A 13,821-nucleotide genomic window follows, 5' to 3' on the forward strand; every position below is an offset into this window, starting at 1 on the left:
GGAGAAAGGAACCGTCGCCATGAAGATTCTGGTCGTCGGCAATGGAGGGCGGGAACATGCCCTGGTTTGGAAAATCGCCCAATCCCCCCTGGTTGCAAAGCTTTATTGCGCGCCCGGCAACGCCGGCATCGACCGCCTGGCCGAGTGCCTGCCCATCGGCGTGGAGAATGTGGACGGATTGCTGGAGTTTGCTCTTCGGGAGAACATCGATCTGACGGTGGTCGGACCGGAGTTGCCCCTGACCCTGGGCATCGTCGACCGTTTTCGGGACGCCGGTCTGGCCATTTTCGGCGCCGACCGGAAGGCGGCCTGGATCGAGGGCAGCAAAAGCTTCGCCAAGGATCTGATGGCCAAGTACGGCGTGCCGACGGCAGCCTACGGGACCTTCGAGGATGCGGCGGAGGCCATCGCCTTCATCCGCCGGCAGGGGGCGCCCATCGTGGTCAAGGCCGACGGCCTGGCGGCGGGCAAAGGGGTGGTGGTGGCCCGCACCGAGGCGGAGGCCATCGCCGCGGTGGAGTCCATTCTCTGTGAGGGAGCCTTCGGGGCGGCCGGCGCCAAGGTCGTGGTCGAAGAGTTCCTGGAGGGGGAGGAGGCTTCCTTTTTGGCCTTTACCGACGGTACCCGCATCGTGCCGCTGGCCTCTTCCCAAGATCACAAGGCCGTGTTCGACGGCGATCAGGGCCCCAATACCGGTGGCATGGGAGCCTACTCCCCGGCGCCGGTGGTGACGCCGGAGATTCATGAGCAGATCCTGGAACAGGTGCTGAAGCCGACCATCGCCGGCATGGCCGCCGAAGGCCGGCCCTACAGCAGCATCCTGTATGCCGGCCTGATGATCAAGGACGGCCGCATCAAGGTGCTGGAGTACAATGCCCGCTTCGGTGATCCGGAAACCCAGCCCCTGCTGGCGCGCCTCAAGTCGGATCTGGTGCCGGTGCTGCTGGCCTGCGCCAAGGGGGATCTGTCCGGCATCGAGTTGGAATGGCACGATAAGGCGGCGGTCTGCGTGGTAATGGCTGCCGGAGGCTATCCCGGCGACTACGTCAAGGGCCAGGAGATTTCCGGCCTGGAGGAGGCGGCCCGGATCGAGGATCTGGTGGTCTTTCATGCCGGCACCAAACGGGTGGACGGCCGGGTCGTCACCGCCGGCGGACGGGTATTGGGCGTCACCGGCCTGGGCGCCACCGTGGCCGAAGCCATGGACCGGGCCTATCAGGGCGTGCGGGTCATCCGTTGGCCGGAGGTGCATTTCCGCAACGACATCGGCGGCAAGGCCCTGAAGCGCTGAAGTCGTCGTCTGCATGATCCCCGGCACAAGGAGAATCCCGGCATGAGTGACCAGCCGTTGGTCGGAATACTCATGGGCAGCGACAGCGACTACGACATCATGGTCGAGGCGGCCCAGGTTCTGAAAGACTTTGGTATTCCCTTCGAAATGACCGTTTCCAGCGCCCATCGCTCGCCGCAACGCACGGCTGAATATGCGCGCTCGGCGCGCGGGAGGGGCTTGCGGGTGCTGATTGTCGGTGCCGGAGCGGCCGCCCACCTGGCCGGGGTGGTGGCGGCGGAAACCACCCTGCCGGTGCTCGGGGTGCCCATCGATGCTTCGGCCTTGAAGGGCCTCGACGCGCTGCTCGCGACGGTGCAGATGCCGGCCGGGGTTCCGGTTGCAACCCTGGCCATCGGCCGGGCCGGAGCCCGCAATGCCGGGATTTTCGCGGCCCAGTTGTTGGCTCTGGCGAATGACGAACTGGCTTGCAAGCTGGATGAGTTCAAGGACCGGATGGCGGCGGGCGTGGCGGTCAAGGCCCGGGCGTTGCAGGATCGTATGAGTCGGGACGGTTTCTGAGTCCCCACCTTTCCGGAAGGAACGCACGGTGCCATACCGATTGTGGCAGGGACTCTGCTCCCTGAAACTGACCCTGATCCTGCTCTTCGCCCTGGCCGGTGTGGCCCTGGTGGGCACGGTGGTGCCGCAGAATCTGGCTCCCGAGGCCTACCTGCGCATCTATCCCCAGCCGGTCTGGACGCTGTTGCGCGCCATGGGGGTGCACGACCTGTATCGCGCCTGGTGGTTTCTGGCTCTGCCGGGCCTGCTGGGCCTCAATCTCGCCGCCTGCACCCTGCAGCGCCTGCCCGGCATGTGGCGTTCGGTGATGCGCCCCCGCCTCAGACCCGATCCGGCCTGGCTGCTCAGCCTTGTCCAGCATGCCGCCTGGTCCGTTCCGGCCCCTCAGGAAACCATCGATTTTCGCCTGGCCGCTCTGCTCAGACAGCATTTCGCGCGGCCACGGTTGTTGCGCGGCGATGGCCGCAATTGGCTGTTTGCCCAGAAGAACGCCTGGGCGCGTTTCAGCGTGGTGGTCACCCATTTGGCCATTCTGCTCATCCTTGGCGGCGCCCTGGTGGGCAAACTGGCCGGGTTCCGCACCCACCTCGAGATTGCCGAAGGGGCAACCGTCGCGACCCTTTCCCTGCCGGGGGCGACCGAGCCCCGGCCATTGGGCTTTGCCCTGCGCTGCGATGACTTTGCCATCGACTATTATCCGGGTACCGATCGGGTGCGCGAGTACCGTACCTTGCTGACCGTGCTGGAGGATGGCCGGGAGTTGCCCGGCCTGACCCGAATCCCCCTGTTGGTCAACCATCCCCTGCGTTTTCGGGGCTTGAATTTTTTCCAGTCAAGCTACGATTTGGCAGCGCCGCGACTGCAGTTGCAATGGCGTGGGGCCGACCAGCAGGCCTGGCAGGAAGTGCCGGTGGTGGCCGGTGAACCCGTGCGATTGGCGGATGGGCACATGGTGATGGTGACCAGTTTCAGCGATGAGCATCGCGGGCAGGGACCCGCTGCCGGTATCGTCGTGGTGGATGATGCCGGCCGCCATGGCCAAGCCATCGTCGGTACCCGTCGCGCCGTGTCCACGGATGGCGCTGACGGTCTGCAGTTTCGCCTCAAGGCTGCCGAGCTGAACTACATCACGGTGCTGCAGGTTACCAGGGATCCGGGCGTGCCTTTGGTGTGGGCCGGATGTCTGCTGCTGTTGGCCGGCTTGGCAGCCTGTTGCGGCTTGTCTCATCAGCGCGTCTGGGTTTTATTGCGGCCCGTCGCCGGCGGTACGGAAATCTGGCTGGGCGGCCGCGCCCACCGTCAGCAACGGCAATTCGCCGACCGCTTCGCCATGCTGCGGCAGCGCTTGCAGGAAGGACTGTCGCAGGTCTTGGCGGAACACCAGGAAGGAACCGGCCCCCATGACCAGTAATCTGTTGTTCAATGTCTGCACCCTGGGCTATCTCCTGTCCCTGGTTTTGCTGCTGGCATACGTGGCCTGCGATGGCCGGTGGCCGGCACTGTTGGCCACTTGGGCGGCCCGGGCGGCTTTCGGACTGCACGGCGCCGGGATGGTCTGGCGCTGGTATGAATCCCATCAGTTGCCCGGCGGGGTGGGGCGCGTGCCGCTGACCAATCTGTACGAGTCGGTGGTGTTTTTTGCCTGGGCCATCATGCTGTTCTACCTGGTTCTCGATCTGAAGCTGCGTCGTCCGGTGGTCGGTATTTTCGTGCTGCCCTTCGCCCTGGCCGGCATGGCCTGGGCCCAGGTCTTTCTCAGCGATGCCATTGAACCGCTGATGCCGGCCCTGCGCAGCCGCTGGCTGGTCTATCACGTGGTCAGCTGTTTTCTCGCCTATGCCGCTTTCACTCTGGCCTGCGCCGCCTCCATCATGGGCCTCCTGCAGGCGGTTCGGCAGAGTAGCGGGGAGCCCGGACGAAGTCGGATTCTGGCGGTGCTGCTGCGGCGGGCGCCCGATGCGGCACAGCTTGATCAACTCAACTATCGCGCCATCGCCATCGGCTTTCCGATCTGGACCCTGGGTATCGTCACCGGGTCGGTGTGGGCCAACTCCGCCTGGGGCAGTTACTGGAGTTGGGACCCAAAGGAGACCTGGAGCCTGATCGTCTGGCTGATTTATGCCGCATTTCTGCATGCCCGCCTGACCCGCGGTTGGGAAGGGCGGCGGGCCGCCTGGCTGTCCATTTTCGGCTTTGCCGCAACCCTGTTCTGCTACCTGGGCGTCAATCTGCTGCTGAGCGGACTGCATTCCTATGCCAGTTGAGCAGGACGATCAACTCCATGCCGAGCCGGTTCCGTTGCGGGACGGAGAAACCCTGGACGATCTGCACCTCGGCGGGTTGCGCATCATTCAGCCGCGTCGCGGTTACCGTTTCTCCCTGGATCCCATCCTGCTTTGCGCCTTCGCCCGCATCGGCCGCGGCGCCACGGTCTGCGATCTGGGAACCGGCAGCGGTGTAATACCCCTGATACTGGCCCGGCGCAGCCCGGCCCGGCATGTCTACGGCCTGGAAATTCAGGCGGCGGCGGCGGACCGGGCGCAACGCAGCGTGCAACTCAACGGCCTGGCGGGGCGGGTGACCATCGTGGCGGGGGATCTTCGCAGGGTACGCAGCCTGCTGGCGGCGGAAAGCTGTCAGGTGGTGGTGGCCAATCCGCCTTACCGGAGCCCGGGCAGCGGACGGCAGGCGGCCGGGGATGAAAGGGCTGCGGCCCGCCATGAATTGCACGGCGGACTGGATGATTTCCTGACCGCGGCCGCCTATCTGCTGGGCAGCGGTGGCCGCTGCACCATCATCCACCTGGCCGAGCGCCTGGCGGAATTGTTGGCGGCCATGCAGCGCTTGGGCCTGGAGCCAAAGCGCCTGCGTTGTGTGCACAGTCGCCTCCATGAACCGGCGCGGCTGGTGCTGGTGGAAGGCCGACGCGGCGGTGCCCCCGGGATCAGGGTGGAGCCACCGCTGGGCATCTACCAGGGAGCGGACTACTCGCCCGAAGTGCTGGCCATTTACGCTTCCTCCTGAACCGCGCGCGCCTTTTCCAGGCGCCGCTGCAATTCCAGCAGCCGTAGCAGCCGCTGTTGCAGTTCCGGGTCGCATAGTCCGGCGGCCAGTTGCCGCAGGTGGGTTGTTTCCTCCTCGGAAAGGGCTTGCTGCTGCCAGTTGCCGGGCAGGGACGGGCGAGCCGGAGGAGGGGCAGGGGCCGTTGCGGTGTGGCCGTAACGCAGATACAGGTCGGTGATCAGGGTTTCCCCAAGGGCTTCGTTGAGTCGTGCCAGGATGCGAGGTTTGAGCAATTGCAGTTGCTGCATCCAGACCGGGTGATCGACCTGGATCTCCAGAATGTCCTTGCGAAGCCGGATCGGCCGAGCGCGGGCGGCGACCTGGGGGCCGACCACTGACGGCCACCAGCGCCAGGCGCGGTATTTCCTGAGCTGGCTTTCGAGATCCCGATGGGCGAACAGTTGCCGGAGAACGTTCTGGACCGAGTCAATGGGGATGAACATGCCGGAGCTCCTGATTGGGGGCGGGTCCCGTGGCTGGGATCGGGAATGCGCCCGGACCGATGAGTCGAGGCACACTTTAACGCCCCGGCGGGAGCCTGTCAACGATGCGGACCAAATGCCGTTGTCCGGGGGGGCATTTCTCCTTGACAAAGCAGGGGGGCTCTCCTATAGTTCGCATTTACGCGTGACACCCGCAATAGGTGCGTCCGGAACCGGTATATGTTCGATAATCTGACGGAAAAACTCGACTCGGTATTCAAGAAGCTGCGCGGTCAGGGGCGACTTACCGAGGAAAATATTCAGCAGAGTCTGCGGGAAGTCCGCCTGGTGCTGCTCGAGGCCGACGTTCATTTCCGGGTCGTGAAGGATTTTGTCACGGCAGTGCGCGACCGGGCCGTGGGGCAGGAGGTGCTGAAAAGCCTCAATCCCGCCCAGCAGGTCATCAAGGTGGTGCGCGAAGAGTTGGGCCGCCTGATGGGCGAGGGGATGGACAATTCCCTGCAGCTTGCCGCCCGCCCGCCGGTGCCGGTCATGCTCTGTGGCCTGCAGGGTGCGGGCAAGACCACCTCCTGCGCCAAGCTGGCCCTCGGCTTGCGGCGCCAGAAACGCAATCCTCTGCTGGTGCCGGCCGATATCTACCGACCGGCTGCCATCGAGCAGTTGAAGACCCTGGGTCGCCAGTTGGGTGTTGCCGTTTTCGATTCGCAGCCCGATGTCGATCCGGTCCAGATCTGCCAGGACGCCCGACGCTATGCGGAACTCAACGGCTACGACACCCTGATTCTCGACACCGCCGGCCGGTTGCATGTCGATGAGGCGTTGATGGGCGAGTTGGTGCGCATCAAGGCGGCCCTGGCGCCACGGGAAATCCTGCTGGTGGCCGATGCCATGACCGGTCAGGACGCCGTCAATGTGGCGCAGAGTTTCGACGAACAGCTCGATATCACCGGGGTGATTCTCACCAAGCTGGACGGTGATGCCCGGGGTGGGGCGGCATTGTCCATCCGCGCCGTGACCGGCAAGCCCATCAAGCTGGTCGGTCTCGGTGAGAAGATCGAGCCCCTGGAGGTTTTCCATCCGGATCGCATGGCCCAGCGCATTCTCGGCATGGGCGATGTTCTGTCGCTCATTGAAAAAGCCGAGGCGGCCATTGATCGGGAGCAGGCCCAGGCCATGGAGAAGCGCCTGCGACAGGAAGGTTTCACTCTGGAAACCTTTCGCGATCAATTGCAGGCCATCAAGCAAATGGGTTCCATGGATTCGCTGTTGAAGCTGATCCCCGGGGTCGGCAAAGCCATCAAGCAGGCCGGCGAGCTCCAGGTGCCCGACAAGGAACTGAAGAAGATCGAGGCGATCATCAACTCCATGACCCCGGCCGAGCGGCGCGATCAGCGCATCCTCAACGGGTCGCGGCGGTTGCGCATCGCCCGCGGCAGCGGGACGACGGTTCAGGATGTCAACCTGCTCATCAAACGCTTCACCGAAGCCCAGAAGATGATGAAGCAAATGCAGAAGATGGGTCCGCGCGGTCTCAAGGGACTGCTTGGCGGAGGACGGCCTTTCTGAAGTGGTGCGGCCCGGTACGATGGCGCAGGTGGCCTGGGTCCGGTTGCACTTTTTTGTGGCAATAGCACGTTAAAATACCTAAAATACCCAATCGAAAACGGAAAATCCGTTAAGAAAGCTCCAGGAGGAACAGCACATGGCGGTAAAAATCAGACTGGCACGCGGCGGCGCAAAGAAAAAACCCTTCTACCAGGTTGTGGTAGCGGACGAGCGCTTCCCCCGCGACGGTCGTTTCATCGAGAAGCTTGGACAGTATGATCCCCGGCAGGAACCGCCGATGGTCAACCTGAGCGAAGAACGTACCCTCGACTGGCTGCAGAAGGGAGCCCAGCCAACCGATACCGTGCGTCGTCTGCTGCGGGATCAGGGCGTCTGGGCCAAGTTCAAGCAGGCCTGAAAGGCCTGTTAGACCGCCGGTGACCGGGGCGGGACCGCTTTTTCTCCAAAGGACCGACGACCATGAAGGAGTTAATCGAATTCATCGCCAAATCCCTGGTAGAAAGACCTGATGCGGTGTCCGTTTCCGAGGAAGTCGCCGAGGACGGCAGCGTGCTGCTCAAGCTGGCTGCCTCCTTGGAAGACATGGGCCGGATCATCGGCAAGCAGGGGCGCACCGCCAAGGCGATGCGAACCCTCCTGAATGCCAAAGCCACCAGGGAGGCCCGGCGGGCGTCCCTGCAAATCATGGAGTGATGGCGACCACCGGCAAGGCCTTGGTGGCCTTGGGCAAGGTTGTCGCGACCCACGGTTTGCGCGGTGCCCTGAAAGTGCAGGGGACCACGCCCGATTTTTCAGCGCTGGCGGATGTGCGCCAGGTGCTGATTCAGCAGGCGGGCGAAGAACCTGAAATCTTTCGGTTGCGCGGTGCCAGTTGGCAGCGGGGCGGTTTGGTGGTGAGCCTGGAGGGTCTGGATACGGTCGAAGCGGCGGCCACCCTGGTGGGCGCCTCGGTGCTGGTGGCGCCGGAGATGATGCCGCAGCCGGCGGCCGGTCGCTATTTCTGGTTCCAGTTGCAGGGCTTGGCGGCCTGGGATCGGCAAAAGGGCGATCTCGGCCGGTTGGAGGATATCTTCGTCACCGCAGCGCATCCGGTATATGTGGTGCGCGGCCGTTTCGGCGAAGTGTTGATTCCGGCGGTGAGCCAGTTCCTGGTCGAGGTCGACTTCGAGCAGGGGCGGGTACTGTTCGATTTGCCCGAGGGTCTGGTACAGGAAGGCTGATGATTTTCGATGTTCTGACCCTCTTCCCGGGCTTGTTTGCATCGCCCTTCGCCGACAGCATTCTTGGCAAGGCAGTAGACCGGGGTTTGATTCGGATTGGCGTACACAATCTGCGTGATTGGGCCGAAGGTCGCCATAAGGTGACCGACGATACGCCCTACGGCGGCGGCGAGGGCATGGTGCTCAAGCCCGAACCGGTGGCACGAGCCCTGGCTGATCTTAAATCGGGGCATCCGACCTCGAAGGTTCTGCTCATGACCCCGCAGGGAAAGCCCTTCCGGCAGGCCGTTGCCCTTGACCTGGCCGCCGAAGAAGGGTTGATTTTCGTCTGCGGCCGCTACGAAGGCGTCGATGAGCGCGTCCGTGCTTTGGTCGATGAGGAATTGTCCCTGGGCGATTTCGTTCTTACCGGGGGCGAACTCGCGGCCATGGCCATGATCGACGCCATTGCCCGACTGCTGCCCGGCGTGCTGGGCAATCGCGACAGCTCGCTGAGCGATTCCCATGCCGACGGTCTGCTGGAGTATCCACAGTATACCCGGCCGGCGGAGTTCATGGGCATGCGGGTCCCCGAAGTGCTGCTGTCCGGCAATCATGCCGCGATTTCGGCCTGGCGGCGCCGCGAGCAGTTACGCCGAACCCTGCAGCGTCGACCCGACCTGCTGGAGCAGGCGGAGCTGGATGCCCGCGATCGGGTCATGCTCGAAGAACTGCGGCGCGAACTGGCCGCCGACCCGGAATGAAGCTCCATCGGTTGGCAGTAGCGCTGGTGCACCATCCGGTTCTGGATCGACGCGGGGATGTGGTCACTTCGGCGCTGACCAATCTGGACGTACACGATATCGCGCGCACGGCGCGCACTTACGGGGTGGGTCGTTTCTACGTGGTGACGCCGCTGGCCGAGCAGTTGCAGCTGTTGGACCGAATCCTCGGTCATTGGCGCGACGGTCATGGGGCAGGCTACAACCCGGATCGGAAGGAAGCCCTGTCCCTGGTGGCCGGGGTGCCGAGCCTGGCCGCCGCCCTGGATGACTGGCAACGCCTTTGCGGTGCCGAGCCCCTGCCGGTGCTGACCGCGGCGGCGCGCGATGGTCGGTTGACCTTTCGGGATTGTGCCCGGATGCTGGCACAACAGCCCCTGCTGCTGGTGCTGGGAACCGGCTGGGGATTGGCGCCGGAACTGTTTCAGAATGGATGGCCGGTGCTGACGCCGATTCGCGGTGCAGGGTCCTACAATCATTTACCGGTACGTGCCGCCGCCGCCATCATGCTGGATCGGTTGGGTGGACAAAGTGGATAACCGTTTTTGTCTTTGTTAAAAACAAGACTCGTTGCGAGGAGGAAGATATGAATATCATCGACCGTTTGGAAATGGAACAGATGCGCAAGAATATCCCGGTATTCAAGGCCGGCGATACCCTGCGCGTACACGTCAAGATCGTCGAAGGCGACAAACAGCGCATTCAGGTTTTCCAGGGTGTCTGCATCAAACGCCACAACGGCGGGGTCGGCTCGACCTTCACCGTGCGCAAGATTTCCGACGGCATGGGCGTGGAGCGCGTTTTCCCCCTGCATTCGCCCAACATCGAGAAGGTTGAGGTGGTGATGGTGGGCCGGGTCCGGCGCGCCAAACTGTACTACCTGCGGAAACTGCAGGGCAAGGCCGCCCGGATTCGCGAAAAACGCACGGTCTGATCCAGCCTTTGGCATACCGACCCCGGCAGGTTTCTGTCGGGGTTTTGTTTTTCAGGGCCGCCGGAGGTGGCCATGGGAGCTGCAACATCTTGAATTTGGAGCTGTTTTCCCTGGCGGAAGAATCACCGCTGTATTTTGAGCAGCGGGCTGCGGCACAGGGCTACCGGGCGGTGGCCGGCGTCGACGAGGCCGGCCGCGGGCCTTTGGCCGGTCCGGTGGTGGCGGCTGCGGTCATTCTTCCTGCGGTGTTCGAGTTGCCTGGCCTGACGGATTCCAAGCAATTGACCGCCGCCGCGCGGGAGCGGCTGTTTCCCTGCATCTGCCGTCAAGCCGTCGCCTGGGGCGTCGGGCTGGCGGATGCCGCGACCGTCGATCGGATCAATATCCTGCAAGCCACGTTGCAGGCCATGCGGCGGGCCGTCAACCGCCTCGCCGTCCCCGCCGACTTTCTGCTCATCGACGGCATTACGCCGCTGCCCGGCACGGTTGCCCAACAGACCTTGAAGCGGGGTGACAGCCGTTCCCTTTCGGTGGCGGCGGCATCCGTGCTGGCCAAGGTCGTCCGTGATCGCTACATGCTGATCATGGAAAACCGGTTTCCCGGCTACGGCTTTGCCGGTCATAAGGGTTACGGCAGCGCAGCGCATCGCGAAGCCATCGCCCGGTTGGGCCCCTGTCCACTGCACCGTCGCACCTTTCGCGGCGTTCGGGAATACCTGTGACGATTCAGCGCCAGAGCCTCGGCCGCTGGGGCGAGGAGCAGGCGGTGCGATTTCTGTGTGCACGCCGCTGGAAGATTCTGGAGCGCAATGTGCGGACCCCGGTGGGCGAACTGGATATCGTCGCCCGGGACGGCCGGACCCTGGTGTTCATCGAAGTGAAAACCCGGCGCACTGCCGCTTTCGGCGCCCCCCAGGAAGCTGTCGGGGCGCGCAAGCAGCGGCAGATTGTGCGCGCCGCGCAGTGGTTTCTGGCCCGGGCCGGAAACCCGTCGGAATCGCTGCGGTTCGACGTGATTGCCGTCATGCCCGCGGCGGACGGGGCCAGGATCGAGCATCTGCCCGCCGCCTTTGGCCTGGATGGCGCCGTGTAGCAACGGATTTATCTTGTCTGCAGACCCGGTTGAGCGGCCGGTCCGAACCGGCTGTCCGGCCCCGGGGGGAAGGGTGGAGCATGGAAATTCATCTATCTTCTTACGGTTACTTTCGGGTCGCCGTGGTGGCTCCGGCTCATCGCGTCGCCGATGTAGCATTCAATACGGAACAGATTCGGCGGGCGGTCCACGACGCCGATGGGTGCCGTTTCTTTCTTTTTCCCGAACTGTGCCTGACGGCCTATACCTGTGGCGATCTGTTTTTTCAGCCGGTGCTCATCGAGGCAGCGCGCCAGGCGGTGATGGAACTGGCGGCATTTACCGCCGAACACCGGGTGACCATGGTCATCGGCGCCCCCATTTTGCAGGGTGGGCGGCTGTTCAACTGCGCCGTTTTCCTGTCCGGGGGGCGTGTGCTTGGCATTGTGCCGAAAACCTATCTGCCCAACAGCCAGGAATTTTACGAGGAGCGCTGGTTCTCATCGGCGAGGGATCGTACCAGCGACACTCTCCAATGGGACGGTGAAGCCATCCCCTTCGGCACCGATCTGCTGTTTCGTGCCGAGGGTCTGCCCCAGTGTCTGGTGGGCCTGGAAATCTGCGAGGATGTCTGGGTGGCCAGTCCGCCCAGCGGCCGCATGGCGGTGGCCGGGGCGACGGTCCTGCTGAACCTGTCGGCCAGTCCCGAACTCCTCGGCAAGAAGGAATACCGGCGGGCCCTGGTGGAAGCCCAATCGGCGCGTTGTCTGGCTGCCTACCTGTATGCGTCGGCCGGTCCGGGGGAATCCAGCACCGACCTGGTGTTCTCCGGCCATTCCCTGATCGCGGAAAACGGAACGGTGCTGGCGGAGTCGGAGCGCTTCCGCTTTGATACCCAATGGATTACCGCCGATGTCGACATCGATCGCCTGATCAACGAACGGCTCAAGAACAACAGCTTCGGCGGGTCATCCCCGGAAGCGGACGGGTTCCGGATTATCGACTTTCCCCTGGCGGACGGTACCTGCAGCGTGGTGCAGCGGCCGGTTCCGGCAACGCCCTTCGTGCCGCCCCGGGAAGAGGAACGAGCCCGGCGCTGCCGGGAGATATTCGATATTCAGACCACCGGGCTGGCCAAGCGTCTGCAGCACACCGGGGCTGCCCGCGCCGTCATCGGTATTTCCGGCGGGCTGGACTCCACCCTGGCGTTGCTGGTCATGGTCAAGGCCTTCGACAAGCTGGGATTGGCGCGGGATGGCATCGAAGCCATCACCATGCCCGGCTTCGGCACCACCGACCGCACCCGGGGCAATGCCGAACGCCTGGCCGAACTGTTGGGCTGCCGGCTGCGCATCATCCCCATCGACCAGGCGGTTCGGCAGCATTTCGCCGATATCGGCCATGACGAAAGGGTGCATGACATTACCTATGAAAATGCCCAGGCCCGGGAGCGGACCCAGATTCTCATGAACATCGCCAACCAGACCGGCGGCCTGCTGGTCGGGACCGGCGACCTGTCGGAACTCGCCTTGGGCTGGTGCACCTACAACGGCGACCACATGTCCATGTATGGGGTCAATACCGGTGTTCCCAAAACCCTGGTCCGCTATCTCGTTTCCTGGTGCGCGGAAGCCGAGTTCGCCGGTGAAATTTCGTCCATTCTGCACGATGTCTGCGACACGCCCGTATCGCCGGAACTGCTGCCGCCCCATGAAAACGGTGAAATCAAGCAGCGTACCGAGGACAAAATCGGGCCCTACCTGCTGCATGACTTCTTTCTCTACCATGCAGTGCGTTTGCAGTATCGCCCGTCGAAAATCTTTTTCCTGGCCCGGCAGGCCTTCGCCGACCAGTTTACCAACGGCGAGCTCCTGTCTTGGCTGCAGATCTTCTATCGCCGCTTTTTTTCCCAGCAGTTCAAACGTTCCTGCCTGCCGGACGGGCCCAAGGTTGGCAGCGTGGTGCTTTCCCCGCGCGGCGACTGGCGCATGCCCAGCGATGCCTGCGCCGCCCTCTGGCTGCAGGACCTGACGCAGTTGCAAGAGGCGCTCAGTGAAGGCTGAGGAGCATCGGCCCGGTACCCTGTATCTGGTGGCCACCCCCATCGGCAACCTGGAGGACCTGACCTTCCGCGCTCTGCGCATCTTGCAGGAGGTCGACTTGATTGCAGCCGAGGATACCCGCTACAGCCGCAAATTGTGCAACCATTATGGGATCCGCACCCCTCTGACCTCCTATTTCGCCCATAACGAACAGGAAAAGGGCGAGCGTCTGCTGCAGATCCTGGCCGAAGGTCGGTCCGTGGCCCTGATTACGGATGCCGGCACACCGGCTATTTCCGACCCGGGCTACCTGCTGGTGCGGCGCTGCCGCGATGCGGGTTTGCCGGTGGCGGCGGTGCCCGGACCTTCGGCGGTCATCGCCGCCCTGTCCGTGGCCGGATTGCCGAGCGAGCGGTTTGCCTTCGAAGGTTTTCTGCCGGCCAAAAGCGCGGCCCGTCGCAAGGCGCTGCGGGCTCTGCAAGGGGAGCCCCGGACCACCGTATTTTATGAGGCGCCGCACCGCCTTGCCGCCGCCCTCGGTGATGTGGTGGTGGAGTTGGGGCCACAGCGGGAGCTGGCCGTGGCCAGAGAGTTGACCAAGGTTCACGAAGAACTGTTCCGGGGGTCCGCGGCGGCGGCTCTGGCTCATTTCAGCCAGACCGAGCGGGTCAAGGGCGAGATCGTGCTGCTCATCGGACCGGCGGCCGACACGGCCCCCGAGGAGACGGTGGAGGAGGCGCTGCACCGCTGGCGGCGGGACACGGATTTGCCCATGCGGGCCATCGTCAAGGAGGTGGCCCGCCAGTTCAACCTGCCGGGCAGCGAGGTATATCGCCGCAGCCTGCAGTTGAAGGAGACTGAAGGCTGA

17 protein-coding genes are annotated in these 13,821 nt (G+C 63.9%); 16 read left to right on the forward strand and 1 reads right to left on the reverse strand.

Annotated elements, in window-relative coordinates:
* Positions 1 to 19: 19 nt before the first annotated feature.
* The 5 genes from purD to JQN68_RS06350 are packed head-to-tail and all read left to right on the forward strand — an operon-like array spanning position 20 to position 4,876.
* Entirely contained in the window at positions 20 to 1,291 is a 1,272-nt protein-coding gene (gene purD / locus JQN68_RS06330) for a phosphoribosylamine--glycine ligase (RefSeq protein ID WP_225071963.1), read from the forward strand.
* A gap of 42 nt (positions 1,292 to 1,333) precedes the next feature.
* On the forward strand, positions 1,334 to 1,852 hold the full coding sequence (gene purE / locus JQN68_RS06335) for a 5-(carboxyamino)imidazole ribonucleotide mutase (RefSeq protein ID WP_225071964.1): 519 nt from the start codon (positions 1,334 to 1,336) through the stop codon (positions 1,850 to 1,852).
* A 28-nt stretch (positions 1,853 to 1,880) separates the two neighbouring features.
* Complete coding sequence (locus JQN68_RS06340; protein WP_225071965.1) at positions 1,881 to 3,263, forward strand: cytochrome c biogenesis ResB family protein; 1,383 nt, start codon at positions 1,881 to 1,883, stop codon at positions 3,261 to 3,263.
* Positions 3,253 to 4,116 (forward strand): c-type cytochrome biogenesis protein CcsB, encoded by an 864-nt coding sequence (gene ccsB, locus JQN68_RS06345; RefSeq protein ID WP_225071966.1) that lies wholly within the window; start codon positions 3,253 to 3,255, stop codon positions 4,114 to 4,116. The genes JQN68_RS06340 and ccsB overlap by 11 nt, the downstream gene beginning before the upstream one ends.
* Positions 4,106 to 4,876: a tRNA1(Val) (adenine(37)-N6)-methyltransferase gene (locus JQN68_RS06350; protein ID WP_225071967.1), complete on the forward strand. Its 771-nt coding sequence runs from the start codon at positions 4,106 to 4,108 to the stop codon at positions 4,874 to 4,876. The genes ccsB and JQN68_RS06350 overlap by 11 nt, the downstream gene beginning before the upstream one ends.
* Here the strand turns inward: JQN68_RS06350 and JQN68_RS06355 are convergent.
* Positions 4,861 to 5,358, reverse strand: coding sequence for a DciA family protein (locus JQN68_RS06355; RefSeq protein ID WP_225071968.1), 498 nt, complete (start codon positions 5,356 to 5,358; stop codon positions 4,861 to 4,863). The genes JQN68_RS06350 and JQN68_RS06355 overlap by 16 nt on opposite strands.
* 219 nt (positions 5,359 to 5,577) lie before the next feature.
* Between JQN68_RS06355 and ffh the strand changes: the two genes are divergently transcribed.
* From ffh to rsmI, 11 genes are all read left to right on the forward strand, one after another.
* Complete coding sequence (gene ffh / locus JQN68_RS06360) at positions 5,578 to 6,924, forward strand: signal recognition particle protein (RefSeq protein WP_225071969.1); 1,347 nt, start codon at positions 5,578 to 5,580, stop codon at positions 6,922 to 6,924.
* Positions 6,925 to 7,060: 136 nt separating this feature from the next.
* Positions 7,061 to 7,321 (forward strand): 30S ribosomal protein S16, encoded by a 261-nt coding sequence (gene rpsP, locus JQN68_RS06365; protein WP_225071970.1) that lies wholly within the window; start codon positions 7,061 to 7,063, stop codon positions 7,319 to 7,321.
* Positions 7,322 to 7,383: 62 nt separating this feature from the next.
* Entirely contained in the window at positions 7,384 to 7,617 is a 234-nt protein-coding gene (locus tag JQN68_RS06370) for a KH domain-containing protein (protein WP_225071971.1), read from the forward strand.
* Positions 7,617 to 8,144: a ribosome maturation factor RimM gene (gene rimM, locus JQN68_RS06375; protein WP_225071972.1), complete on the forward strand. Its 528-nt coding sequence runs from the start codon at positions 7,617 to 7,619 to the stop codon at positions 8,142 to 8,144. The genes JQN68_RS06370 and rimM overlap by 1 nt, the downstream gene beginning before the upstream one ends.
* Complete coding sequence (gene trmD, locus JQN68_RS06380) at positions 8,144 to 8,887, forward strand: tRNA (guanosine(37)-N1)-methyltransferase TrmD (protein ID WP_225071973.1); 744 nt, start codon at positions 8,144 to 8,146, stop codon at positions 8,885 to 8,887. Before rimM ends, trmD begins: the two co-directional genes overlap by 1 nt.
* Before the next feature lie 11 nt (positions 8,888 to 8,898).
* Positions 8,899 to 9,444, forward strand: a complete 546-nt coding sequence (locus tag JQN68_RS06385) for an RNA methyltransferase (RefSeq protein ID WP_225071974.1) — start codon at positions 8,899 to 8,901, stop codon at positions 9,442 to 9,444.
* A gap of 47 nt (positions 9,445 to 9,491) precedes the next feature.
* Complete coding sequence (rplS, locus tag JQN68_RS06390) at positions 9,492 to 9,839, forward strand: 50S ribosomal protein L19 (RefSeq protein WP_225071975.1); 348 nt, start codon at positions 9,492 to 9,494, stop codon at positions 9,837 to 9,839.
* A gap of 89 nt (positions 9,840 to 9,928) precedes the next feature.
* Entirely contained in the window at positions 9,929 to 10,561 is a 633-nt protein-coding gene (gene rnhB / locus JQN68_RS06395) for a ribonuclease HII (protein ID WP_283775412.1), read from the forward strand.
* Positions 10,558 to 10,932 carry a YraN family protein gene (locus tag JQN68_RS06400; protein ID WP_225071976.1) on the forward strand — a complete coding sequence of 125 codons (375 nt, stop codon included), beginning with the start codon at positions 10,558 to 10,560 and terminating at the stop codon, positions 10,930 to 10,932. Before rnhB ends, JQN68_RS06400 begins: the two co-directional genes overlap by 4 nt.
* An 80-nt stretch (positions 10,933 to 11,012) precedes the next feature.
* Positions 11,013 to 12,974, forward strand: coding sequence for an NAD(+) synthase (locus tag JQN68_RS06405; RefSeq protein WP_225071977.1), 1,962 nt, complete (start codon positions 11,013 to 11,015; stop codon positions 12,972 to 12,974).
* On the forward strand, positions 12,964 to 13,821 hold the full coding sequence (gene rsmI, locus JQN68_RS06410) for a 16S rRNA (cytidine(1402)-2'-O)-methyltransferase (RefSeq protein ID WP_249621066.1): 858 nt from the start codon (positions 12,964 to 12,966) through the stop codon (positions 13,819 to 13,821). The genes JQN68_RS06405 and rsmI overlap by 11 nt, the downstream gene beginning before the upstream one ends.

It is taken from the genome of Desulfuromonas sp. CSMB_57 (assembly GCF_020194955.2).
Taxonomy (GTDB): domain Bacteria; phylum Desulfobacterota; class Desulfuromonadia; order Desulfuromonadales; family Syntrophotaleaceae; genus JAFCIY02.

Coding starts and splice junctions, on each gene's coding strand:
- ffh (WP_225071969.1), top strand. CDS start 5,578: ATGTTCGATAATCTGACGGAAAAACTCGACTCGGTATTCAAGAAGCTG.
- JQN68_RS06355 (WP_225071968.1), bottom strand. CDS start 5,358: ATGTTCATCCCCATTGACTCGGTCCAGAACGTTCTCCGGCAACTGTTC.
- trmD (WP_225071973.1), top strand. CDS start 8,144: ATGATTTTCGATGTTCTGACCCTCTTCCCGGGCTTGTTTGCATCGCCC.
- rimM (WP_225071972.1), top strand. CDS start 7,617: ATGGCGACCACCGGCAAGGCCTTGGTGGCCTTGGGCAAGGTTGTCGCG.
- JQN68_RS06350 (WP_225071967.1), top strand. CDS start 4,106: ATGCCAGTTGAGCAGGACGATCAACTCCATGCCGAGCCGGTTCCGTTG.
- JQN68_RS06370 (WP_225071971.1), top strand. CDS start 7,384: ATGAAGGAGTTAATCGAATTCATCGCCAAATCCCTGGTAGAAAGACCT.
- purD (WP_225071963.1), top strand. CDS start 20: ATGAAGATTCTGGTCGTCGGCAATGGAGGGCGGGAACATGCCCTGGTT.
- purE (WP_225071964.1), top strand. CDS start 1,334: ATGAGTGACCAGCCGTTGGTCGGAATACTCATGGGCAGCGACAGCGAC.
- rpsP (WP_225071970.1), top strand. CDS start 7,061: ATGGCGGTAAAAATCAGACTGGCACGCGGCGGCGCAAAGAAAAAACCC.
- rplS (WP_225071975.1), top strand. CDS start 9,492: ATGAATATCATCGACCGTTTGGAAATGGAACAGATGCGCAAGAATATC.
- ccsB (WP_225071966.1), top strand. CDS start 3,253: ATGACCAGTAATCTGTTGTTCAATGTCTGCACCCTGGGCTATCTCCTG.
- JQN68_RS06405 (WP_225071977.1), top strand. CDS start 11,013: ATGGAAATTCATCTATCTTCTTACGGTTACTTTCGGGTCGCCGTGGTG.